This is a genomic window from Variovorax sp. Root411, from assembly GCF_001425205.1.
In the GTDB taxonomy this organism is placed as follows: Bacteria; Pseudomonadota; Gammaproteobacteria; order Burkholderiales; family Burkholderiaceae_C; genus Variovorax.
Genome location: NZ_LMDW01000001.1, coordinates 1,216,551 through 1,238,397 on the forward strand (window position 1 = coordinate 1,216,551; position 21,847 = coordinate 1,238,397).

Here is a 21,847-nt window from a genome sequence, read left to right on the forward strand (position 1 = left end):
CGTTCAAAATAAGTCAAGTGGCGGTCGGCTGAAATTGCCTGCCTTTGCTGTTGTTTGCCCAGCGGCAAGTTTCGCTCAACAAGCCTCGTCGCAGAACGACCCGTGTCGTCTCTTCGTAGTGCGCTCGAAGCCGTTCGACGGCGCGTGCGGCATTGCGCGCAATCACCGCGTCGAGGATGTCGCGATGCTCGTGTTCAACGTCTCGCCAGACGGCGGCGACTGCCGGCGCTGCCCATTGCCGATCGAGATCTGTGGACAGCGCCAAGTTGTTGGCGACAGGGATCATTGGCTCGCAGCCACATGCGGACAGCAGCGTCTGGTGGAGATCGAATGCGCCGGCACGGTAAAGCTAGCGATAACGGGGTATTGACGTGCCTTTGATTATCGTCGGTTGTCATGTGCTCGCGGATGGAACTGTTTCCGGATGAACTGTCATGTCTCTCTTTCTGCTGTTTTTTTACGACCGACTGCGATGCTTATCAATGAACTCGCGTATCCATGATTCAGCGCGCGAGGTGATGACCCATCGGTCTGCCTCAGCGGAAAGACGCATGTTGATCATTGAGACGTCTTGATTTGATATCGTGAAATTCCGAAGCGAAACCATGGAGATAGCCAGTACTTTTTGAGGACCCAGGGGTAGCAAAAAGGCATCTTGGCCCCCGTAGATGCCACGCAGTGGCCGCATCGCCGGGCGGTCGCTGGTGAAGAAGTGCTTGGTGGGCGGAGCGCTGAACACGGCCATACTCATTGATGCGATCAAGTTGGTCGTCGCCGACTCGCGACCGGGTTTGAGTGCCATGTGCCAGATGGCGTCCGAGGGCGTGCTCCCTGCCTTTCTGCAAGCTTCTGCAATCTCAGCGCGACGGCGTTCGACCGACCTGACATCGGCCCCAGCGGCGAGTTGCTTATTCAGCGCGGCTTCGAGTTTCTGATAGATCTCCGCCGCAGCTTCGGGAACCTTTGAGTTCACTAGTTCCCTTGCCATCGGGGATCGGTCGATCAGGGAGCGAAAGTAGGTCGCGACAACTTGTTTGTCTTCCTCCTGCACCGAGCCTCCGCCGTTGATTCGGTCAATGATCGGCCCCATCGGAGTCTCGATCTCACGGTTCAGCGCCCCCTCCAGATCATTTGGGTAGAGGCCGGTCTCCTGCCCAATATTCTTTGTGTTCGGCTTAATGAAAGCTGCACCATGCGTAGTCGGATAGGCGACGACGTAGTCGCCGTCTTCCGCCCACGCCCGGAGATACGCTTGCGGTACGAAGTGGTTTCCCATAGATGGTTCCTCCTAGGTTGAAATGAGCTACTTGCCCGATCACCTGATTCTGAGGGCAAGGCCCGTCGATGCGGACTAGTAGACCCTCTGAGCTGCGACGCCTCACCCGCAGTCGTTTGTGCGTTGCCAGTAGCTGTCGCCGAAGGCGCAGCTCGCGTTGCGCGGTGGAATCCCGCCCTTAGCGAAAACAGCGTCAACTTGCCGGCTGCGCGATGGGGATCGCAGGCGGTGGCGACCTCAGGCCAGGCATCACGCGAAGGGTGAATGGCCGCCGGCAACGTCCCTCCGAAATTTCCACCAACGGTGCCGCCCCGTGCTCGTCTCTAGCGGCCGCATGTCGAGGGTGGGGGAAGACCGTGTGCTCGCGCACTACTCGGCGAACGGCCTGTCCCCGGCGGGGTTCGGCCACCACCTTTATCCCGACGGGCGATCCGCGCGTGGCCGCATTGCTGGCCATGCTCGACCCGCCGAAGGTCATCGCGCGCTTCATCGACAAGGTGACCCAGCTGACGGGGCTGCAGCCCAACATCGACGTGGCGCTGGCCGCGCTTGCGGCGCACCACCGGCTGCAGGCCAACGCGGCTTTCGGCCTGTTCGCGACGGCGCGCAGCGTGGGGCTGCTGGCGCACAGCCTCGCATGACTGTGCCTAGTGGAACAGCCGGGAGACAGACGGCGGTCCTTTGCCTTGCCAACCGACGGTAATGGGGTGTTTACGTGCCTGTGGTTATCGTCGGTTGGGCACCCAATCAACCGAGTAGACAAACTGCTGCCGTGGGCGGTCACCGGCAGCCCCGTCATCGAGGTGCCGCGTGAGCGCCTCCCATTGGTTCAGCGTGTGATCGATGGCTCCCGCCATGGCGCGCCGTCGTTCCGGCACGCATGTCGACAGGCTCAACCACGAGCCACACCATGTTGACACGAATCATCGCAGCAGCTCGCGCATCCACATGGCGCAGTCGGCAACCACCACCGGCAACTAATCGGCGGCATCGACAATGTCGCGCAGACCGTCGAGGATTCCAGTGCGTTTGCACAGGGCAAGAAGCTGGTCGAACGCCAATCCGCTTCTGACGTGGGTACTCGGACCGTCGATTTGTTCGGAAACTCTTCGGACGATCAACGTGTATTCCGGAGCATCGTGACCGCCGATTCCGGGTGATTGTGGCCGAACTCTCAAGTCAACACGGGACGGCTGGTTCACATATCAAAGGACTCTGAACGTCTATTGCTTGTAAGAGGAGTCCACGCGGTCCAGCAGGCGCAGCATGGCCAGCCAATCTCTGCCCTGGATGAACGAGTTGTCGTTCGCAAACTGCGCAGCTGTGTGCTCGCAAACTTCCTGCTGCGGCATATTGAGCATCTGGCTACCTGAGGTTGCATTGATCTGGATCTGACAAGCGCGCTCAAGGAAGTACATCTCCTTGAAGGCCTTCGCAACGTCGTGACCCAGCGTCAGAAGCCCATGGTTTCGCAGGATCACGGCATTTTTCGAGCCTAGGTCCTGGACGAGACGTACCTTTTCCGAATCGTCGAGTGCGATGCCTTCGAAATCATGGTACGCCACTTTCCCGTAGAACTTTAGGGCGTGCTGCGAGATGGGCAGGAGGCCCTCTTTTTGGGTCGAGACAGCGATGCCGGCGGCGGTATGTGTGTGCAGGACGCAGTTTGCGTCCGGTCGTGCTTCGTGAATGGCACCGTGGATCACGAACGCCGCTGGATTGACGACCAAAGGCACGTCTTCCACCAGGTTTCCCTTGACGTCGACCTTGACCAGGTTCGAAGCGCTGACCTCTTCATAGAGCAGTCCGAATGCATTGACCAAATAGTGACCAGGTTCGCCGGGAACATTTGCGGAGATGTGGTTGTAAATCCAGTCGGTCATGCGCAGCTGTGCCAGCAACCGATAGCAGGCGGCGAGATCAACGCGTACCGCCCACTCTTCAGCGCTGACGCTCGAGGCGAGCGCTCTGCGTTTCGCGAGCACGTCGAGCAACTCGGAATTTGTCAGCACCTTATGGATGGCGCCGTGATTGGCGGTTCTGGCGACGGGATTGAGCGGCTTTGGATCGTCGATCGACTGGACTTCGACCTTGCCTTGCCCGAGATAGGCAACGCCTCTGTTGTTGGTCATATGAACTGATCCCTTAAAAGAATGCCACGCCTAAGATGGCTGATGAAGTAGGCGGCTCGCTTTGCGCAAGCGATGCCGGTTGAACGCGACTGGAACCGGTAATAGATGCCGCTTGCCACCGAGACACTCTGCTCCTGTGAAGGCCGGTTGCTATCGACGAGCTTGGAGTTGATGCGGCGCGCGCGGTTTAGCGGAGTGCCCAGAAACGCCATAGCCAGACAGGATGCTATGACTATTTGGTTGGTATATCAACAAGTTGAATGATCAACTGTATTGGTACTTCCCCTCTCCATCGAACTTCAGGAATAGGTGAAAAGCAGAGGGAATGGCCGAAGACCAGTGATGTTCGATGCGCTTTGAGCGTGCGCGTCGGAACGCATGTATTGCATGCGATGCAATGCTCAATCCGGCCCAGACATCGCGCCAAGGGTCGGAGACGCCGATTTGCAGCGTTGTCAGATCGCAATCAACGCGAATTCGAAGTTGAGGCGGTTCCACGCTTGCGCCGCGTCGGTCGGTGGGCCACGCCGGCGCCGACGGACACCACCGGGTAGTTTTCGAAGGTCTCCTTCATCGTCTCGCGCAGCCAGATCACCGCGGGGTCGTGGTGGAAGCGCGGATGCCAGTGCTGCGACAGCGCGAAAGTGGGCAGGTCGACGGGAGGCTTCACAACGCGAATGCGGCCGTACTCCTCAAACACATTGGCCAGCTGCAGCGGCACCGTGGCGATGAGATCGGGGTGCTCGTCCATGAGCAGCGGAACAGACAGGAAGTGCGGCGTCGTCAGATAAATGTTGCGCTTCACGCCCAGCGCTTCGAGCGCGTTGTCGTAGGCGCCGCTGACGTGGCCGGTGAGCGTCACGGCAATCTGCGGCAGCCGCTCGAATTCCTCCAAGCTCAGTGTGTCTCCCACACTCTTGTTGCGTGCACTCACGATGGTGACGAAGGAATGCATGAACAAGCGTTGCTGAAAGAGCCCCTCTGGCGCGGCGCGCAACGAGCCCACAGCGAGGTCCGCATCACCGCCCGCCAGCGTGGCCTCGACCTGCGACACGGGGACCTGCAGCGTATGCAGCGTGCAATGTGGCGCATCCCTGCGCAACCGGCTGATCAGTGGCGGCAGGAAAACGAGTTCACCCATGTCGGTCATGCACAGAGTGAAGGCCCGGCGCGCGGTGGCGGGGTCGAAGCGCGATTCCGACAACACCTGCTGCCGCAGGATCGTCATGACCTGCAAGATCGGATCGACCAGCGCCTCGGCCTTGCGCGTGGGCGTCATGCCCGAGGGCGTGTTGACGAACAACTGGTCGTCGAAGAATTCGCGCAGCCGGTTGAGCGCGTGGCTCATCGCGCTCTGACTCAGGCCGAGCCCGTGCGCGGCCCGCGTCACATTGCGTTCTCTGACCATTGCATCGAAGGCAGTGAGCAGGTTGAGATCCAGTTTTTCGATATGCACGCACTACATTCCCTGCATGCATCGCATGCTGTTTACGAATAGTGACTCCCTGCCTATTCTCTTGTCAAGCGCCACGACGAAGGCGCCACGCAGAAACGGAGACCCGATGAACAGACCCCCGCTGCAGCCAGGCTGCTAGCCCAATTCCTTGCAGTTGCCAGCGTTGCGCGCTTCATTCGAAGTCAGCGCAAGGGCATGGTGCGCACCGTTTTTTGAATCAAAAGGAGACAAGACATGTTTATCAAGAACACGTGGTACGTGTGTGCCTGGGACAAGGAAATTCCCGTCGAAGGCATGTTCGCGCGCACCATCATTGGCGTGCCCGTGGTGATGTACCGCGACAGCCAGGGCGACATCATCGCGCTCGAAGACCGATGCTGCCACCGCGGCGCGCCGCTGTCGGTGGGCCGGCGCGAAGGCGACTGCGTGCGTTGCCTGTATCACGGCCTCAAGTTCGACAGCAGCGGCCAGTGCGTCGAGGCGCCCGCACAGGAGCGCATTCCGCCGCAAGCCCGGGTACGCAAGTTTCCCGTCGTGGAGCAACACCGCTGGGTGTGGATCTGGATGGGCGACCCCGAGCGCGCCGACGCATCGCTCATTCCGGACACGCAGTGGCTCGACCACCCCGACTGGCGCAGCCTCGACGGCTACATCCACTACGACGTCAACTATCTGCTCATCTGCGACAACCTGCTCGATTTCTCGCACCTGCCCTTCGTGCATCCGACCACGCTCGGCGGCAGTGCCGACTACGCGTCGAACAAGCCGAAGGTCGAGCGCATCGCGGGTGGCGTGCGCGTCACGCGCTGGTCCATCGACACCGAGGTACCGGCCTTCGCAGCTGCAGTGAGGCAGTGGCCGGGCCGCGTCGACCGCTGGAACATCTACAACTTCACCATCCCCGGCGTGCTGCTCATGGACTCGGGCATGGCGCCCACGGGAACCGGCGCGCCGGAGGGCCGGCGCATCGACGCGGCGGAGTTTCGCGGCTGCCAGGCCCTCACGCCTGAGACCGAAAACTCGACGCACTACTTCTTCGCGCATCCTCACAACTTTGCGATCGACCGGCCCGAAGTGACGGCGTCGATCCATCAATCGGTGGTTACGGCCTTCGACGAAGACCGCGACATCATCACTGCGCAACAGAAAAGCCTGGAGCGCGCACCCGATTTCAAGATGACGCCGTTTGCCATCGACGCGGCGTTGTCACAGTTCCGCTGGGCAGTCAACAAGCGGCTCGAGGAAGAGGTCTCGCAGCAGAAAACAGCGCCGCCGCTATAGCGCGGCAGCGACAGCCAAAAAAACCACAGGAGGCAACAACCATGACAACGATTTCGCCGGCACCAGCATCCAGCGGCGGCACCACGCGCGAGGAGAGGAACTTGGCAGGGAACGCTATCTCAATTGGGGCTGGCGCATCCCGTTCCTGCTGTCGGTGGCGTTGATAGTCGTGGGCATCGTGATCCGGCGCACGGTCGAAGAGTTGCCCGTGTTCCGACGCATGCACGAGCACCACAAGGACGCGTCGGCGCCGCTGGGCCACTTGCTCAAACGGCTCGGCAAGCCGGAGATGGGAGGCAGGCTCGGCGCCCGCATCGGGCGCGTGCGTACTTTCCAGCTTGGTTACGTGGAGGCGATGGACAGTCGCATCGCTTTGACTGTGAGAACGAGGCTAGGGCGTCGACGGCGGGCGAACATCTCTGGGCGCAAGGCCGTACCGAGCCCGGAATGTCCGGCTGAAGTGTGCCGCGTCATTGAAACCCCAGAAGTAGGCAATCTCGCTGACCGAACGGCTGCGCATCGCCGGTTGCACCAGCTCGCGTTTGGCGCCCTCTAGTCGACACGTCCAGATGAACTCGTGCAGACTACAGCTCTCGCCTGACCAAGCACGCTGCAAGGTGCTTGGAGACACGCGTAGCACGTTGGCGAGCGCGGCTACGCCGAAACCTGGTTCGCGCAGGTGCAATTGCACCGCTTGCCGAATCTGTTGACGGTGCAAGGCCGCGAGGGAAGACGCAGGGCGCGCCTGCGCTGCGGGGAGTTCCGAAAGTCCGGCGATCAAGAGACTCATCACGCCGTCGGCCACAGCGGCCGCAGAAGCGTTTGTTAGTGCGCCGATGTCAGTCGCTAGAGTTCGTATCATCGATTGCAGAAGGTACCCAGTGCCCTTGTCGCCGTGGATCGGCGTAGCCGTCAATCGTTCGGCATCTCGCAAACTGCCGCGAAGCAGTGGCCCAGGAAATCGCAGCACGTACTGCTGCATATTCCCACTGAAACTTAGAACATAGGGGCGGGTACTGTCGTACAGCGCAAAATCCCCGGGACGCAGGAACGCTTCACGCCCGTCCTGGCTGACTAGACCGTCTCCACTGGTCTGAACGCTGACGAGGAAAAAGTCCTCGTTGGAACGGGCAATCTTTGTGGGCGTGCGACGCACCGTTTGCGCTGTTGCGGTAACGCGGGAAAGCTGCAAGTTGGAAAAAGTAAAAGCAAGAATTTCACCTTCGACAATGTCCTTGGACGCCGCCGGTTCGCATTCCAAATCCACGTAGGTTCCGCACACCAAATCCGTCCAGAAGGCCGTTCGTTCTCTAGACGGTAGGCCAGCTGTGGAGAATATTTGTGACATGGCAATAGTCTAGGAACGAGCTGCCAGGAAGACAACAGGGCCAACCCGCGAGCTGGATAACACGATGTGGGGAACGCTCATCTCTCAGAACGACTTCGGTTCAGCGGGAATCGACGCTGCTTGAGCTCAGTGTTCATCGGCGCTTTCTCTTTGGGCTTGCTGTCCTCTATTTGCGCATCTTGCTAGCAAGCCCTGAGTTCCCCTCGACGTTCTTGACGACAACGCAGATCGTTGCTTTTCTGACTGCGGCATTCAGGCAAGAACTCTGCGTGCTCTAGGCAAGCTGACCATCACTTGGAGCCATAGCATCGACGTTGAATTTCTACCACCACGGAGCATCTGCACCATGTCAGTCCAGCATCCCAAATTCCGCGCGGCCGTAATCCAAGCTGCTCCGGTCTATCTCGATCTCGACGCATCAATCGACAAGGCAATCGGGCTTATTGCCGAGGCTTCACGCAATGGCGCCAAGCTGATCGCTTTTCCCGAAACCTGGCTACCGGGCTATCCTTGGTACATCTGGCTGGACTCGCCGGCCTGGGGCATGCAGTTCGTCCAGCGCTATTTCGACAATGCATTGGAGTACGGTACACCTCAAGCAGACAGGCTCTCAGCCGCAGCAAAAGAGCATCAGATTACTGTGGCGATGGGGCATAGTGAGAGGGACGGTGGCAGCCTGTACATGGGGCAGTGGCTCATCGGACCCGACGGGCAGACGATTGCCAAGCGCCGCAAGCTCAAACCAACTCATGTCGAGCGCAGCGTGTTCGGCGAGGGCGACGGAAGCGATCTTGCCGTCTGGGACACTCCGCTGGGACGCCTCGGTGCACTGTGCTGCTGGGAACACCTGCAGCCACTTTCGAAGTACGCGATGTATGCGCAGAACGAGCAGGTGCACATTGCAGCCTGGCCCAGTTTCTCCATGTATCGGGGCGCCGCCAACCAATTGGAAGCGGAAGTGAACATGGGTGCCAGTCGCCTGTATGCGGTGGAAGGCGGGTGTTTTGTTCTGGCCGCCACCGCTACGGTGAGTCCCGAGATGGTGACCATGCTTTGCGGCGACGACCCAGTAAAGAAGCAACTGTTGCTGGAAGGAGGGGGATTCTCTGCAATTTTTGGCCCAGACGGACGACAACTGAGCGAACCACTGCCGGAAGGCAAAGAAGGCATCGTGTACGCTGATCTGGACCTCGGGACGATCTCGCTGGCAAAGTTGACTGCCGACCCAGCAGGCCACTACTCCCGAGCTGACGTGACGCGTCTACTGGTTGATCGCACGCCGCGCGAACCCGCTTCTTTCAGACAGCGAGCCCAATCCGACTCGTCCACGGCTGAATTCGACGATCAAGCAGAAATGGCTGAACTGCCTACGCAGCGCGCCAGGGAGACCCCTGCTCCAACGGCACGTCGGGCCACTGCTTGAACGCAAGGTAGAGCACCCGTCAGGGTGATCGAGCGGCAGTTCGGCCTCGCGAAGGTCAGGTTCAAGGGGCTGGCCAAGAACACAGCGCATGTGATCACGCTATTTGCGCTGTTGAACCTGTGTTATGACTTGATCACTGGTTCGAACCAGGCCCATCGTTGCTTGTCCGGTACTGCTCGATCTGAGGCATTACTCCCTCTACCCAATCCGCCAAACTGCGCACTCGATGCGCGGCTTGGCATCCAAGATCAGTCAGACTGTATTCAACATGCGGTGGTACGACTCGATACTCCGTGCGCATAAGCATTCCGTCACATTCCAATTGCTGAAGCGTTTGCGCCAGCATTCGTTCACTCACACCCTTAACTTTGCGGCGTAGATCACTGAAGCGCTGGGTGCCGTCCTGAAGCGCAATCAGCAGCAGCACGCCCCAACGACTGGTGAGGTGCCGAAGCACGGCTCGGCCGGGACAATCGACCGACATCCATTCGCCGCGATGCATCTTGTCGGCGAGGGTGTCTGTCGGCGTGGGAAGAGTGACTGTCGTGTTCTTCATTACTTACCAATATGTGCGTACTTACTAAATGAAAGTTTATAGGACATAGTGAATCTTCACCAACAACGAAGGTATTGAACATGTCGATTGCCATTACAGGAGCATCGGGAAGGCTGGGCCGCTTGGTCGTCCAAAAGCTCAAAGGCAAGGTAGATCCCGCATTGATCGTCGCAATGGTGCGAGATTCCGCCAAGACCCATGATCTGGGAGTCGCGGTGCGCCAAGCCGATTACGACCAGCCCGCGCAACTCGAGAAGGCACTGCAGGGGGTGGAGAAGGTTCTGCTGATCTCCTCCTCCGAGGAGGAGGGAAAAGCCCGGCAACATCTGAACGTGATAGCGGCGGCTGTGAAGGCTGGCGTCAAGTACATGGCTTACACCAGCCTACTTCGTACCGAGACATCACCCATCAGCATTGCGGCCGATCACATCGTGACCGAGCGCGCGATGCGCGAATCGGGCTTGGACGTGACGATGCTGAGAAACGGCTGGTACACCGAGAACTACGCCGACTTCTTTCTCGCGGCATCGGGGTCGGGCACCCTCTATGGCTGCGCGGGTGATGGCCGATTCTCGTCGGCCACCCGCTCGGACTATGCCGATGCAGCAGTCAAAGTGCTGACCAGCCAGGGCCATGAAGGCAAGATCTATGAACTGGCGGGCGATACGAGCTACACGCTGGCCGATGTCGCCAAGGAACTGTCACGTCTGATTGGCAAGGTCGTGACCTACCAGAATGCTTCCGATTCCGAGTACATCGCCGCACTGAAGCGCATGGGCCTGCCGCACTTGGATGCGGCCAAGATCGCCAACTTTGATACATCTGCCGCCAAGGGAGCGTTGTTCGACGAGGGTCGGCAGCTTTCCGCACTAATCGGCCACTCGACGGAGCCGCTGGCGACCACGCTCCAACAGATGCTCAAACGCTGAAAGGGTCAAAATTCAACCGGCGCCGACAGGTCGCGCTCCTCGAAGCGATTTGCTGGTTGGGTCGAATGGACGGCTATTCTCGCTCTGCAATCCGTCAGATCTTAGGATGTTGCTACCACGCGTCGGAGCCGCCCTCGTGCAGTAGCCGTAGGAAGTGCTCCGCTTGGATGGATACCGGCCGATCCGCTCGGGTGATGCTTCCGTAGGAAGCCAAGCGATTGCGCAACTCATAGCGCAGCAAGTCCAGCATCCTGTGCTTCTGAAAGCCCTTGGCGACCGACTGCGGCAGCGCCGCGATCATCTCCGTGCGGCTTACCAGATGAACCGTGATGAGCGTCGAAGACGTTTCCAACAGTCCAGGGGGTAGGGAGGTGTGGTGCGCCTGAAATTCTTGAATGATGGCGTCATGCATAGGCGTGCCTTCCGGCTGCAGCACCCACGGGTATTGCAGCAGACGTTCAAAGCGTAGGCTGCGAGCCTTTGCCAAGGGATGACCGGGCGCGCAGACCAGCGAGATTGGCTCCTCCGACAGCGGCAAAAAATGGTAGCCGCTGGCCGCACCGGGTATCCGCCCGATCACCACATCCAGACCGCCTTCGTCCAGTTGCTCCATCAGCCGGTCACTGGTGCCGACCTCAACCTCGACCGAGACCAATGGCAGTTGCTTCTTGAGCTTGGCTAGCGCCAGCGTGAGATACGTCGGCGAGGCGGCCATGATGCTGCCGATCGACAGGCGACCGGCGTGGCCAAGTTGCAGTTCGTAAAGCTCACGTTGAAGCAGCTCCAGTGTCCCGCGTACGCCCCTGAAGCTCAAAAGAGCTCGCTCACCCGCTTCGTTGATCCGCAGAAGGCGTCCGACGCGTGCGAAAAGCTTTTGCCCCAGTGTCTCCTCAAGTTCGCCCAGCATCTTGGTGGCAGCCGGCTGCGTCATGCCGATCGCCTTGGCCGCCGCACTGAGGGTTCCGCATTCGTCGATTGCCAGCAGCAACGCCACCTGGCGCATCCGCAAGCGGTTGAGGACTTGTGCCACCTGAGGAGTGCGCATGCTGATATCCAGGGGATATGGATTGATAAGACAAATTCATTTTACGGGAATGAGTCTGATGTCGATGATCCATCAGCGGCGAGGATTTTCAGTTCCCGGCCCGACAACGAAAGCAGGAGACAAAAAATGAGCTTGCATGGGTATCTTCACTCTCGCCGTGCGTTGCTGATCGCCGCGACGTTCGCGCTGAGTGCCGGCACGGTAGGTGCCCAGGAAAATTTCCCGAACCGCCCGATCAAGATCGTCGTCGGTTCCGAGGCAGGCAGTGCCCCTGACGTGCTGGCTCGTCTAGTTGCGCACGAATTGGGCCCGCTGCTTGGTCAATCTGTCATCGTAGAGAACAAGGCTGGTGCGGCAGGCACCATCGGTGCCAACTTTGTGGCTGGTGCGCCGCCTGATGGCTATACGATCTTGATGGGAACCGTATCCAACGTCTCTCTCGCGCCATCGTTCTATCCCGTCAAGTACGACCCAGTGAAAAGTTTCACGCCGATCGGCATGGTCGCGTCGGTGCCACTGGTGCTTGTAACGACGCCCGGACTTCAGGTCAATACGTACCAGCAGCTCGCTGCGAAGGTCAAGCAGGGCACGCCGATGAGCTTCGCATCGCCGGGCATTGGCGGTCCGCAGCATCTCGCAGGCGTGCTCTTGCAGCGCCAGCTCGGGGTTTCGATGATGCACGTGCCATACAAGAGCGGCGGTGCGGCCATGACAGCCGTCGTGTCCGGGGAAGTGCAGTTTGCGTTTGCGGGTATTCCGGTGGCGGCTTCGTTGGCATCCGGAAAGAAGGTGACGCCCATCTTCGTCACGCTTTCGAAGCGTTCCCCGGCGATGCCCGATGTACCGTCAGCCACAGAAGCCGAGCTGAAAGGCTTCGATATAGACAACTGGCACGCGCTTCTGGCACCAGCCGGCATTCCCCCCGCAGTGCGCTCTGCGCTGGACGCGGCTTTGCAAAAGGCGCTTGCGTCCCGAGCTCTGGCTGATCAGTTTGCCAAGATGGGGGCAGCACCCGCTCCTGGCACCGGCAAGCAATTGGAGAGTGTCATTGCCGCCGAGACGGCGCGGTGGTCCAAGTTCGTTACCGAGAACAAGCTGAAGGTGGAGTGATGCAGGCGCAGAACCTCTTGATCATCATGGACGACGAGCACAACAAGAAGGTGCTCGGCTACAACGGCCATCCCGCCGTGAAAACGCCCAACCTGGACCGCTTGGCCGCAGGCGGCACGGTCTACGACAACGCATACTCGAGTTCGCCGATCTGCGTGCCCGCACGAGCGGCCTTCGCCACCGGGCGGTATGTGCACGACAACCGGTGTTGGGACAATGCGATTGCTTATGACGGCAGCATGCCGAGCTGGGCGCACGTCTTGCGTGAAAGCGGTCATGTCGTTACTTCGATCGGAAAACTTCACTACACCGGCGATGCGATAGACGGTGGCTTCACGGAGCAGATTATTCCGATGCACATCGAAGCCGGGGTCGGCGATCTGTACGGGTTGATCCGCGATCCGCTGCCCGTGCGCCACCAGTCGGCTGACCTGGCGCGCAGCATCGGCCCGGGGGAAACCAGCTACACCCGGTACGACCGTGATATTGCAGAAAAGACGGTGCAATGGCTATACGGCGCTGCACGAACCAAGCACGAAATGCCGTGGGTGCTGTACACGTCCTTTATTGCGCCGCACTCGCCATTGATTGCGCCGCCCGAGTTCTACGAGATGTACTCGGCGCGCGATATCGAGCTGCCCAGCAAGCGCGTTCCATTCCATCCGTGGATCAAGGCCTGGAACGACTGCTACCGCTTCGATTCCCACTTCGAAAGCGACGAGCAGCGCCGAATCGCGATAGCTTCGTACTACGCCCTGTGTTCGTTTCTTGATTCGAACGTCGGCAAGATCCTTTACGCATTGGAAGAAACTGGCCTGGCACACAACACGCGCGTTGTGTTCGTGTCCGACCACGGCGACAACCTGGGATCCCGAGCCCTGTGGGGCAAGTCGACCATGTACGAAGAGTCGGCGGCGGTACCGATGCTTGCGTGCGGCCCTGACATCGACCGTGGCCGCCGAGTGCGGACACCTGTGTCTCATGTCGATTTCTTCCCTTCGATTCTTCAGGCTGTGGGAGCCGAACAACACGTATCGCGCGATCTGCCGGGGCGTTCCTTTTTCGACATCGCGGATGCGCCATACGACGCGAGTCGCGCCGTGTTCAGCGAGTATCACGCAGCGGGAGGTGTCAGCGCTTCCTTCATGCTGCGCCAAGGACGGTACAAATACATTCACTACACCGGCTTCGCTCCCGAATTGTTCGATTTGGAAGCGGACCCGGAAGAGATGCAGGATCTGGCTGGCAATCCTGAATCATCTGGAGTGCTGGCGGAGTTCCGTGTGCTCCTTCAGAGTATTTGCGACCCCGAGATCACGGATCGGCAGGCCAAGCGGGACCAGCAAGCTTTGATCGAGGCGAACGGTGGCTCGCGGAAAATCCTTGCCCGTGGTGGCAGCAGCTACACACCGATTCCCGGCGAAGAAGTGAAGTTGATCGGCAACCAAGCTTAAGAGACGACATGCTCGACGGCCTTCTGACCTGGCTGGCATCGCCGCTCAGCGGTGCGCTCGACCATGCCATTGGCGCAAGGATTTCGTGGCACGGACGATTGATGGTCCTCGCGTGGGGAGTTGCTGTGCCGCTGGCGATCTTGTTGGCGCGCTACTTCAAGGTCGTGCCGAGGCAGGATTGGCCTCGGGAACTCGACAACAAGTTCTGGTGGCATAGCCACCGGGCACTTAACTATGGTGCGGTCATCCTTGGCTGCGTCGCCGTCGCTCTTGTTTGGCAAGGGGACCGTTACGCGGGAACTGCGCGCAACCTCCACGGATGGCTAGGGTGGTCCATCTTCAGCCTAGGACTGCTACAGGTACTGGGCGGACATCTGCGCGGGACAAAGGGCGGTCCGAGCGCACCTCGCCTGGGCACCGACGGAACGGTGCTGGATCTCTGCGGCGACCATTACGATATGACACCCCGTCGCGTCGCCTTCGAGCGCGTACACAAGGCGTTGGGCTATACCATGCTCATGCTGGTTTGGATAACGGTGCTGTTGGGGCTGTGGGTGGTGGATGCGCCGCGTTGGATGTGGCTGGGCCTGGCGGGGTGGTGGGTGCTGCTCTCGGCTGTAGTCTGGTATCTGCAATCCGAGAGAGGCTGCCTCGACACCTACCAAGCGATCTGGGGCCCCGATCCCGAACTTCCCGGTGCCGCGGTCCGCCCGATCGGTTGCGGCATTCGGCGTGTGAGATCGGACGCGAGCAACGCTTCTTGATCTGAAAATCCCTTCGAAGGGCGCCTGACTGCGGCACGGGCGCTGCACAGGCGGAACGATGGCGCACGAGAGTCGCGGCACTATGATTCAATTTCAACAGCCATTGACAAAGGTTCAGCATGTTGCGTGAGAACGGCGAAGAGGATCCAGAAGACTGCCGTGCCCTGAGTGAAATCTTGGGGCGTATCGGGGATCGATGGACTATTCTGATAGTTGGTGCATTGAATGGAGAACCAATGCGCTTCAATCAGATCCGTCGCACCATGGACGGAATTTCTCAACGGATGTTGACCCTGACACTTCGCGGACTGGAACGTGACGGCCTTGTCACGCGGACGCAGTACCCAACCAATCCGCCCTCAGTTGAGTACGCTCTGACCGCGCGAGGGAGATTGCTGCTCGTGCCGCTGACGGCTCTCGCACAGTGGGCGCAAGAACATCGTGTTGAAATTGAGTTGTCCCGACAGATCTTTGATGAGCGGTCGGAGGTGGATGTGAAGACGCCGGTTAGCTTCGCCGATCACCGGTTTCACCGCATATCGCACATCGGTAACTGACGTTCGGGTTCGTCGAGGCGGGGAGCACATCCTGTTGAAGCTGCCATCGAGTAGGGAGCTTCCTGACCAAGCACTCGGTATCACATGTGTGCCTTCTTGCGGATCTTCGCTCAATCTTGAGAATTGCTTTGTGCTGCGAATTGCAGCACCTATGCGTCTAGGGAGCACTCGACAGTGTGACCCTATTGGTGACGCGTCAAACTCAAGAAAGAATCCGAATGTCCGAATCGAAAGCCGTTCTCCGAACGAAATCATCTAGCCGCGCACTCAATATCACCCTTTGGGTAGCTCAACTGATCGTCGCCTTGTTCTTCGTTTGGGCGGGGGGAATGAAGCTCATGACCCCCATAAACCAGCTTGCAGCTATGTGGCCCTGGACGGGAGAACTACCAGCGGGGATTGTTCGTTTCTTGGGTGCTATCGATCTTGCGGGCGGCATCGGAGTGCTTCTGCCCGCGCTTACCCGCATCAAACCGCGTCTTACAGTTCTCGCGGCGCTCGGCCTCGTAGTTTTGCAAATTTGCGCTGTGATTTTTCATGCTTCGAGAGGCGAGTTTCCTGCATTACCGTTTAATGCGGTCCTCATTGTTTTTTGTGCCTTCGTTCTTTGGGGGCGATCGAAAAAAATCCCGTTTCAGGCCCGTAGTAGCACCTGATGTCGGCTTCGCCGAGAACGGTGCCGTGTAACACCCTTGAACTGCCTGCTCAACATCACAAGCAGTAGCAGATGAATTGATTGATCGCGGCAGGGGCTGCATCAATCTCGCTCGGGTGCGTCGACTACCCCTTGTCGGGTCGCCATGATCAACCCTGCCGTACTTTGGACTACGTTGGTGGCATTGCTTCGACGGAAGAAATTGGTGAAAGGCAGCGATCTGCACCACAAGAAAACGCTTCAAACGCCACGAACGGATGGCATTCCCCTCTCTAAAGAAAGACTCCGGTGCTTGATCTCAATGATGTAGCGATGTTTGTGGAGGTTGCGGGTTGCGGCAGCTTCGCTGAGGCCTCACGACGTTTGCGGGTGCCGTCGGCCACTGTCAGCCGGCGCATCCAACAGTTGGAGGTGCAATTGGGCACACGGCTGATGCAGCGCTCCACGCGAAAGCTGACGCTGACGGGTGCGGGCTTGGCTTTCAAGGAGCGGTGCAGCCCTGCGGTCCTGGAGTTGATGGGGGCTGGTTTGCGGCAGGTGACCGAGAGCCAGGAGCCGAGCGGCGTGGTGCGGGTGGCGGCGCCGGCCAGCTTCTTTAAGTTCTTCAAGATGGAATGGGTCAACGCGTTCCTGGACGAGCATCCGCTGGTAAAGCTGGAGTTCGTGCTCAGCGACCGCGTGGCCGACCTGATCGATGAGCGCATCGATATCGCGTTTCGCGGAGGACCTCTTGCCGATTCCAGCTATGTTGCGCGGAAAATATTTGCCAACTATGGCGGGCTCTTTGCCAGCCCGTCCTATCTCGCGAGGCATGGGGAACCCAATACGCTGCGGGAACTGCCGGAACATCATTGCGTGATCACGCCGCCGGACGCCGGTAACTTCGCCACTTGGCGCCTGGAGGGTCCCGATGGCGACGAGGAAGACGTCAAGGTAAAGGGGCGCTTCATCAGCAACTCCCAGGATGTGCTTCGCCAGGCCGCGTGCGCCGGGCTCGGCATTGCCGCCCTGCCGTCGATCATCGCGGTGGGCGACGTGGAATCGGGCAATCTGATCCCCGTCTTGCCGCGATACAAGCGGGCCGGACGCGGCCTGAGCGTTATCTACACGAGCCGTCAGCAACTCCCGCAAGCGGTATCAGCATTCATCGACATGGCGGTGAAGAAGCTTGGGCAGCAGGAATGGGGTGGGACCACTTCCTGTTCATCTGAAGCGCCAAAGATCCAGGTTGGTGCAGGTCGCGCGCCAATCGTTCTGCCTCGCACGCAGTACGGATTGCGAGACTGCGTGAAAATCTGACTCGCAGCAGTCCGATCAACTTCTATTCAAGTAGTTAGCGCAGTAGTTTGGTGTCTCGGCGCCTACGATGGCGATTCAAGTGGGTCGTTTGAGAACTAAGCGTGCAGGCTTTGGGAATCACCGGCCAATGCTTGCACCCGGGCTGCGAGTTGCGTCCGATTGTCGACGTGCAGCTTGCGAAAAGCGTTGCCAAGATGAAAGCGCACAGTCGGCAGTCCCACTTCCATCTGCTTGGCGATGAGCTTGTCCGGGCAGCCCGAAAGAACCAGCGATGCGGCTTCGGCTTCGCGTCGGCTCAATGACGACTTGCGCTGCAGCAGTTCGCTCACGCCCTCGCGGATCACTGCCGTCGACGCGCCCTGCGCCTGCCAGCGCAGCCGGCCCAACGCCGCGGCGAATACAGGCTCCACCATCCGCAGCACCTCGATATCGTTTGCGTCGAAGTTGCCCCGTTCGCGGTGACGCCAGATGCGCATGTCGCCCGTGCAGTCGCCGTCGGCGAACACGTACACGTTCACACCCCAATGCATGCGGTCGCGCGAGAGGAAGTCGTTGAAAAACTCGGTGCGCGAAAGGTCCTGTTGGCAAAGGATCTGCGTCGCCAGCGTTGGATGCCGGCGCGTCATCATCGGAACCGTGAGCGGATCGATGAAGCGGTAGTACTCGTCCCAGTTGCGCAGGTTGTCTGGCGACATGTTGAGCGCTTTTACGCGCGCGAAGCGCTGCGCCTCACCGTCCCAAGCGAACGATACATAGGTGTCGGCGCGCATCAGGTCGAGGATGGGGAGCGCCAGATCGTTGCGCAACGCATCGGCGTCATCCGCTTCGACCAGCAGGCGCATGACGCCGGCCAATGAGCGAGTCTGGGTGGTGGAGAGATACATGGCTTCAGGGAAGCAAAGATCGTGCAAGGTTTGCGGGATTCCGATGCTAGTCGGCATGGGTGGTTTGCCAATCGGTGCCGACCCGTAGATCCCCCTATCAATGGTGCTAGGTGTGCGTGCGCGCCGTGCTTCTTAGCATTCCGTGTCCATCGATAGAGGAAGTCCATGCATATCACTGAACTTGGCGTCGCGGGCCTGCGGCGCGCATTCCGGGCCGGGTCGCTGACCAGCACCGAACTCGCCGAGGCGCTCATCGCCCGCACCGAAGCGCAAGCCGCACTCAATGGCTATGTTGCGTTCGACGCCGAAGCCCTGCGCGCCCAGGCGCGCGATGCCGACGCGCGCATCGCGGCCGGCGAAGACCTGCCGCTGCTAGGGGTCCCGGTTGCGCTGAAGGACAACATCGATGCTGCCGGGCTACCGTGCTCGGCCGGGACGCGGGCCCTGCTGGGCTTGCATCCGGCGCGCGATGCGGAACTGGTGCAGCGGCTGCGCGAGGCCGGTGCATTGATCGCCGGTAAAGCGAACATGCACGAGCTGGCGCTGGGCATCACCACGCGCAACGACGTGACCGGTGCCTCGCGCAATCCGTGGAATCCGGAACGCATTCCGGGCGGCAGCAGCGGCGGTTCCGGTGTGGTGGTGGCTGCGGGCCTGGTGCCGGCCGCCATTGGCACCGACACCGGCGGTTCGGTTCGCGTGCCGGCTGCTCTGTGCGGGCTGGTCGGGCTGCGGCCCACGGTGGGTCGGGTGTCGGGTCGCGGCATTGCGCCGATTTCACTGACGCGCGACACGGCTGGGCCTATTGCGCGCAGCGTGGAAGACTGCGCGCTGCTCGACAGGGTGCTCACCGGAAGCATACAGCCAGTGGTGGCGGCATCGTTGCAGGGTGTGCGGCTGGGTATTCCGGGGCCGGGTTTCTGGGACGATCTCGAAGCCGGCGTGCGCGACGTAGCCCAGGACGCGGTCGACCGGCTGCGTGCCGCAGGCGCGCAGTTCGTCGAGGTGCCGCTGCCGGCGCTCGCGGCTTTCAACGAGGCTGCGGGCTTTCCGATTGCGCTGTATGAGTTCGTGCGCGACATGGCCGACTACCTGCGCAGCGCGGAACGCGGCGTCGACCTGGCCAGTCTGGTCGAGGCCGTCGGCAGCCCGGACGTGGCCGCAATCGTGCGGCCGCTGATCGGCGACGGCGCGGTACCCGCGGCGGTCTACCTTCAGGCCCTGCAGACTCGGCGTGAATTGCAGGCCGTGTACGCAGAGGCTTTCGCCGCGCACGGCATTCGTGCACTGGTGTTCCCGACCACGCCGCTGACCGCAGCCCCCATTGGTCACGATGAAACGGTGAAGCTCAACGGGCGCGACTGCCCGACCTTCCCGACCTTCATCCGCAACACCGACCCCGGCAGCAACGCCGGCATTCCAGGCGTCACGCTGCCGGCTGGCCTCGCGGGTGGCTTGCCCGTGGGGCTGGCACTCGACGGGGCAGCGAATAGCGACCGCGGCCTGCTGTCGCTGGCCCTGGCAGTCGAAGCCGTTCTGCCGAGGGTCGCGTCCGCGCCGTGGATGCGCTGAGCGCCGTTCGCCCTTTCTCCTTTCACCCAGTTTCCATCAACCGATTTGCCGTCACCCAACCCAGGAGTTCATATGGACCGTCGTACCTTTATTCACGGCATCGCCGCCGCGGCAGCCGTCAGTTCCACCGGCGTGCGCGCGGCGTCGCCACTCAACGTGGCGGTCATGCTGCCCATGAGCGGCCCTGCCGGGCTGTTCGGCCCTTCCGGCAAGGCCTGCACCGAGCTGGCGGTGCAGACTATCAACGCGCGCGGCGGCATTCTCGGGCGCAACATCAACGTGCTGTTCGGCGATGCAGGGCTGCCGCCAGCGGAAGCTTCGCAGACCGCGCTCAAGCTCTGGAAGGGGCAGGGCGCGCAGGCGGTGATCGGCATGCACGATAGCGCGGTGCGCGGCGCTCTCGTGGGCCTTTTTAAGGGACAGGTGCCGTACTTCTACACGCCGGTCTATGAAGGCGGTGAGTGCGCGCGCGGCACCTACATGAACGGCGAGACGCCGCAGCAGCAGTTGGCACCGGTCATCCCGTGGCTGGCCGCCGAACGCAAGCCAAAGAAGTGGTACATGATCGGTAACGACTACATCTGGGGCCGCAACACCAACGCAACGGCGCGCGAGTACATCCTGAAGACCGGCGCGCAGGTCGTCGGTGACGAGTACCTGCCGTTCACCGCCGACAACTTCGATTCCAGCCTTGCGCGTATCCGCGACAGCGGCGCCGATGCCGTGCTCGTGTCGCTGGTGGGCGGCGCGTCGGTCACCTTCAACAAGGCCTTCGCAAGCTTCGGCCTGGCCGACAAGGCCATCCGCCTGGGCAGCCTGATCGAGGAAAACACGCTGGCCGGCATTGGCTTGGCCAACGCGCGAAACCTGTACTCGAGCGCTGGGTATTTCGCCAACGTCGAGACGCCGGCGGCCAAGGCATTTTCCGACGCGTACTTCAAGCGTTTCGGCGCCCAGGCGCCCGCCCTCAACGGACTGGCCGAGTCGGCCTACGAAGGTTTCCTCATGTTCGAGGCCATCGCCGCACGCGCCAAGTCGCTCGAAGTCGCGAAGATGGAGCAGGCCAGCGAAGGCGCGAGCTACAACGGCCCGCGTGGTGCGGTGACCATGCACGCTCGTCACGTCGAGCAGGACATCTACCTTGCCGATGTGGGCGAGAAGGGCTTCCGCGTGGTCAAGACCTTCCCGCGCGTCGCTTCGGGCCAGATCTGCAAGGCGTGACGGCGCCATGGACACCAGTTGGCTCCTGCATGCGCTGAACCTCGCCTACGCGCTGGCGACGCTGGGCCTCACCACGCTCGGCCTGGCCGTGGTGTTCGGCCTGCTCGGCGTCATGAACATGGCGCACGGAGAATTCGTGATGCTGGGCGCCTACGCGGTCGTCACCGTGCAGTCGTGGGGCTGGCCGATCGCCACCGCCATGCCGTTAGCCATGATCGTGTGCGGCGTGCTCGGCTATGCGGTGGAGCGCTGGCTGATTCGCCCGCTCTACGCACGGCCGTTCGACACGCTGCTCGCGACATGGGGGCTCGCGATGGTGATGCGCAAGACCGTCGAGGCGGTGTACGGGCGCGACTACCGCAACATCGAGAGCACGCTGGGCTCGCCGGTCTCGCTCGGCGATGTCCAGTACCCCGGCTATCGGCTTGCGCTGATCGCGCTGGCTGCCGTGCTGATGGTCGCGCTTGCGCTGTGGTACCGGCGCAGCACCATGGGGTTGCGCGTGCGCGCGATGACGGGCAACCCCGTGCTGGCGCGGGCACTGGGCATCGACACGCGCCGGTTGGCCTCGCAGACCTTCGTCATCGGCGTGGTACTGGCCGGTGCGGCCGGCGTGCTGCTGGCGCCGCTGGTGCGCATCGAGCCCGGCATCGGCGTCGACTACCTGCTCGATTCCTTCTTCGTGCTGGTGGTGGGCGGGTTGGGCACGCTCGGCGGCTTCGGCGGCGGCGTGAGCGTCATCGGCGGCACGCAGTCCGTCGTCAGCAGCATTGCGGGCCAGACCAGCGGCTACGCGGTGGTGCTGATTCTTTCGATCCTTTTTCTCTGGTTGAAACCGAATGGACTCTTTGGACGCCGTTAATGCATCACCGGCGCCCATGCCGG

At 60.9% G+C, this 21,847-nt stretch carries 20 protein-coding genes and 2 pseudogenes; 14 read left to right on the top strand and 8 right to left on the bottom strand.

From position 1 onward, the window contains the following. Nucleotides 1-13 precede the first annotated feature (13 nt). Nucleotides 14-286 carry an FCD domain-containing protein gene (locus ASC92_RS29620; protein ID WP_414820393.1) on the bottom strand — a complete coding sequence of 91 codons (273 nt, stop codon included), beginning with the start codon at nucleotides 284-286 and terminating at the stop codon, nucleotides 14-16. Nucleotides 287-457: 171 nt separating this feature from the next. Further along, complete coding sequence (locus ASC92_RS05665; protein WP_056511414.1) at nucleotides 458-1,276, bottom strand: DUF4238 domain-containing protein; 819 nt, start codon at nucleotides 1,274-1,276, stop codon at nucleotides 458-460. Nucleotides 1,277-1,610: 334 nt separating this feature from the next. On the opposite strand from ASC92_RS05665, the pseudogene ASC92_RS05670 reads away from it, so the two are divergent. Continuing rightward, a pseudogene (locus ASC92_RS05670) lies at nucleotides 1,611-1,911 on the top strand (citrate/2-methylcitrate synthase); the annotation flags it as partial. A gap of 588 nt (nucleotides 1,912-2,499) precedes the next feature. Here the strand turns inward: ASC92_RS05670 and ASC92_RS05675 are convergent. Both ASC92_RS05675 and ASC92_RS05680 read right to left on the bottom strand, forming a co-directional pair. After that, the gene (locus ASC92_RS05675) at nucleotides 2,500-3,408 is read right to left on the bottom strand and encodes a class II aldolase/adducin family protein (protein WP_082519478.1); all 909 of its coding nucleotides are present in this window, start codon (nucleotides 3,406-3,408) and stop codon (nucleotides 2,500-2,502) included. 466 nt (nucleotides 3,409-3,874) lie between these two features. Beyond that, nucleotides 3,875-4,864, bottom strand: coding sequence for a LysR family transcriptional regulator (locus ASC92_RS05680; protein WP_056511422.1), 990 nt, complete (start codon nucleotides 4,862-4,864; stop codon nucleotides 3,875-3,877). Between the two features lie 234 nt (nucleotides 4,865-5,098). On the opposite strand from ASC92_RS05680, the gene ASC92_RS05685 reads away from it, so the two are divergent. Further along, nucleotides 5,099-6,145, top strand: a complete 1,047-nt coding sequence (locus ASC92_RS05685; protein ID WP_056511426.1) for an aromatic ring-hydroxylating dioxygenase subunit alpha — start codon at nucleotides 5,099-5,101, stop codon at nucleotides 6,143-6,145. A gap of 391 nt (nucleotides 6,146-6,536) precedes the next feature. Here ASC92_RS05685 and ASC92_RS27875 read toward each other — a convergent pair whose 3' ends face one another. Beyond that, nucleotides 6,537-7,493 (bottom strand): helix-turn-helix domain-containing protein, encoded by a 957-nt coding sequence (locus tag ASC92_RS27875; protein ID WP_082519479.1) that lies wholly within the window; start codon nucleotides 7,491-7,493, stop codon nucleotides 6,537-6,539. 346 nt (nucleotides 7,494-7,839) lie between these two features. Between ASC92_RS27875 and ASC92_RS05695 the strand changes: the two genes are divergently transcribed. Together ASC92_RS05695 and ASC92_RS28495 are read left to right on the top strand one after the other, a co-directional pair. Then, complete coding sequence (locus ASC92_RS05695; RefSeq protein WP_056511432.1) at nucleotides 7,840-8,916, top strand: carbon-nitrogen hydrolase family protein; 1,077 nt, start codon at nucleotides 7,840-7,842, stop codon at nucleotides 8,914-8,916. Between the two features lie 15 nt (nucleotides 8,917-8,931). Then, nucleotides 8,932-9,036: pseudogene (locus ASC92_RS28495) on the top strand (IS5/IS1182 family transposase); the annotation flags it as partial. A gap of 13 nt (nucleotides 9,037-9,049) precedes the next feature. Here the strand turns inward: ASC92_RS28495 and ASC92_RS27880 are convergent. Further along, nucleotides 9,050-9,472, bottom strand: a complete 423-nt coding sequence (locus ASC92_RS27880; RefSeq protein ID WP_082519480.1) for a winged helix-turn-helix transcriptional regulator — start codon at nucleotides 9,470-9,472, stop codon at nucleotides 9,050-9,052. Nucleotides 9,473-9,552: 80 nt separating this feature from the next. On the opposite strand from ASC92_RS27880, the gene ASC92_RS05700 reads away from it, so the two are divergent. Next, on the top strand, nucleotides 9,553-10,401 hold the full coding sequence (locus tag ASC92_RS05700) for an SDR family oxidoreductase (RefSeq protein WP_056511437.1): 849 nt from the start codon (nucleotides 9,553-9,555) through the stop codon (nucleotides 10,399-10,401). Nucleotides 10,402-10,513: 112 nt separating this feature from the next. Here the strand turns inward: ASC92_RS05700 and ASC92_RS05705 are convergent, their stop codons facing one another. Then, nucleotides 10,514-11,446 carry a LysR family transcriptional regulator gene (locus ASC92_RS05705; RefSeq protein ID WP_056511440.1) on the bottom strand — a complete coding sequence of 311 codons (933 nt, stop codon included), beginning with the start codon at nucleotides 11,444-11,446 and terminating at the stop codon, nucleotides 10,514-10,516. Nucleotides 11,447-11,572: 126 nt separating this feature from the next. Here ASC92_RS05705 and ASC92_RS05710 point away from each other — a divergent pair, with 126 nt between their 5' ends. From ASC92_RS05710 to ASC92_RS05730, 6 genes are all read left to right on the top strand, one after another. Beyond that, nucleotides 11,573-12,556 (top strand): Bug family tripartite tricarboxylate transporter substrate binding protein, encoded by a 984-nt coding sequence (locus ASC92_RS05710; protein WP_082519481.1) that lies wholly within the window; start codon nucleotides 11,573-11,575, stop codon nucleotides 12,554-12,556. Continuing rightward, nucleotides 12,556-14,010 (top strand): sulfatase-like hydrolase/transferase, encoded by a 1,455-nt coding sequence (locus ASC92_RS05715; protein ID WP_056511443.1) that lies wholly within the window; start codon nucleotides 12,556-12,558, stop codon nucleotides 14,008-14,010. Before ASC92_RS05710 ends, ASC92_RS05715 begins: the two co-directional genes overlap by 1 nt. 8 nt (nucleotides 14,011-14,018) lie before the next feature. Beyond that, on the top strand, nucleotides 14,019-14,774 hold the full coding sequence (locus ASC92_RS05720) for a cytochrome b561 domain-containing protein (RefSeq protein WP_056511446.1): 756 nt from the start codon (nucleotides 14,019-14,021) through the stop codon (nucleotides 14,772-14,774). A 119-nt stretch (nucleotides 14,775-14,893) separates the two neighbouring features. Then, entirely contained in the window at nucleotides 14,894-15,331 is a 438-nt protein-coding gene (locus ASC92_RS05725; RefSeq protein ID WP_056511448.1) for a winged helix-turn-helix transcriptional regulator, read from the top strand. A 218-nt stretch (nucleotides 15,332-15,549) separates the two neighbouring features. Continuing rightward, nucleotides 15,550-15,987, top strand: a complete 438-nt coding sequence (locus tag ASC92_RS27885) for a DoxX family protein (protein WP_082519482.1) — start codon at nucleotides 15,550-15,552, stop codon at nucleotides 15,985-15,987. Between the two features lie 287 nt (nucleotides 15,988-16,274). Next, nucleotides 16,275-17,285, top strand: a complete 1,011-nt coding sequence (locus ASC92_RS05730; protein ID WP_082519483.1) for a LysR family transcriptional regulator — start codon at nucleotides 16,275-16,277, stop codon at nucleotides 17,283-17,285. A 95-nt stretch (nucleotides 17,286-17,380) separates the two neighbouring features. Here the strand turns inward: ASC92_RS05730 and ASC92_RS05735 are convergent, their stop codons facing one another. Continuing rightward, on the bottom strand, nucleotides 17,381-18,169 hold the full coding sequence (locus ASC92_RS05735) for a helix-turn-helix transcriptional regulator (RefSeq protein ID WP_056511451.1): 789 nt from the start codon (nucleotides 18,167-18,169) through the stop codon (nucleotides 17,381-17,383). A 165-nt stretch (nucleotides 18,170-18,334) separates the two neighbouring features. Here ASC92_RS05735 and iaaH point away from each other — a divergent pair, with 165 nt between their 5' ends. The 3 genes from iaaH (at nucleotide 18,335) to ASC92_RS05750 (ending at nucleotide 21,824) form a co-directional block, all read left to right on the top strand. Beyond that, on the top strand, nucleotides 18,335-19,741 hold the full coding sequence (gene iaaH / locus ASC92_RS05740) for an indoleacetamide hydrolase (RefSeq protein WP_056511456.1): 1,407 nt from the start codon (nucleotides 18,335-18,337) through the stop codon (nucleotides 19,739-19,741). A 72-nt stretch (nucleotides 19,742-19,813) separates the two neighbouring features. Further along, nucleotides 19,814-20,962, top strand: coding sequence for a substrate-binding domain-containing protein (locus ASC92_RS05745; RefSeq protein ID WP_056511457.1), 1,149 nt, complete (start codon nucleotides 19,814-19,816; stop codon nucleotides 20,960-20,962). A 7-nt stretch (nucleotides 20,963-20,969) separates the two neighbouring features. Continuing rightward, on the top strand, nucleotides 20,970-21,824 hold the full coding sequence (locus tag ASC92_RS05750) for a branched-chain amino acid ABC transporter permease (RefSeq protein WP_056511460.1): 855 nt from the start codon (nucleotides 20,970-20,972) through the stop codon (nucleotides 21,822-21,824). Nucleotides 21,825-21,847: the final 23 nt, after the last annotated feature.

Coding starts and splice junctions, on each gene's coding strand:
- ASC92_RS29620 (WP_414820393.1), bottom strand. CDS start 286: ATGATCCCTGTCGCCAACAACTTGGCGCTGTCCACAGATCTCGATCGG.
- ASC92_RS05665 (WP_056511414.1), bottom strand. CDS start 1,276: ATGGGAAACCACTTCGTACCGCAAGCGTATCTCCGGGCGTGGGCGGAA.
- ASC92_RS05675 (WP_082519478.1), bottom strand. CDS start 3,408: ATGACCAACAACAGAGGCGTTGCCTATCTCGGGCAAGGCAAGGTCGAA.
- ASC92_RS05685 (WP_056511426.1), top strand. CDS start 5,099: ATGTTTATCAAGAACACGTGGTACGTGTGTGCCTGGGACAAGGAAATT.
- ASC92_RS27875 (WP_082519479.1), bottom strand. CDS start 7,493: ATGTCACAAATATTCTCCACAGCTGGCCTACCGTCTAGAGAACGAACG.
- ASC92_RS05695 (WP_056511432.1), top strand. CDS start 7,840: ATGTCAGTCCAGCATCCCAAATTCCGCGCGGCCGTAATCCAAGCTGCT.
- ASC92_RS27880 (WP_082519480.1), bottom strand. CDS start 9,472: ATGAAGAACACGACAGTCACTCTTCCCACGCCGACAGACACCCTCGCC.
- ASC92_RS05700 (WP_056511437.1), top strand. CDS start 9,553: ATGTCGATTGCCATTACAGGAGCATCGGGAAGGCTGGGCCGCTTGGTC.
- ASC92_RS05705 (WP_056511440.1), bottom strand. CDS start 11,446: ATGCGCACTCCTCAGGTGGCACAAGTCCTCAACCGCTTGCGGATGCGC.
- ASC92_RS05710 (WP_082519481.1), top strand. CDS start 11,573: ATGAGCTTGCATGGGTATCTTCACTCTCGCCGTGCGTTGCTGATCGCC.
- ASC92_RS05715 (WP_056511443.1), top strand. CDS start 12,556: ATGCAGGCGCAGAACCTCTTGATCATCATGGACGACGAGCACAACAAG.
- ASC92_RS05720 (WP_056511446.1), top strand. CDS start 14,019: ATGCTCGACGGCCTTCTGACCTGGCTGGCATCGCCGCTCAGCGGTGCG.
- ASC92_RS05725 (WP_056511448.1), top strand. CDS start 14,894: ATGTTGCGTGAGAACGGCGAAGAGGATCCAGAAGACTGCCGTGCCCTG.
- ASC92_RS27885 (WP_082519482.1), top strand. CDS start 15,550: ATGTCCGAATCGAAAGCCGTTCTCCGAACGAAATCATCTAGCCGCGCA.
- ASC92_RS05735 (WP_056511451.1), bottom strand. CDS start 18,169: ATGTATCTCTCCACCACCCAGACTCGCTCATTGGCCGGCGTCATGCGC.
- iaaH (WP_056511456.1), top strand. CDS start 18,335: ATGCATATCACTGAACTTGGCGTCGCGGGCCTGCGGCGCGCATTCCGG.
- ASC92_RS05745 (WP_056511457.1), top strand. CDS start 19,814: ATGGACCGTCGTACCTTTATTCACGGCATCGCCGCCGCGGCAGCCGTC.
- ASC92_RS05750 (WP_056511460.1), top strand. CDS start 20,970: ATGGACACCAGTTGGCTCCTGCATGCGCTGAACCTCGCCTACGCGCTG.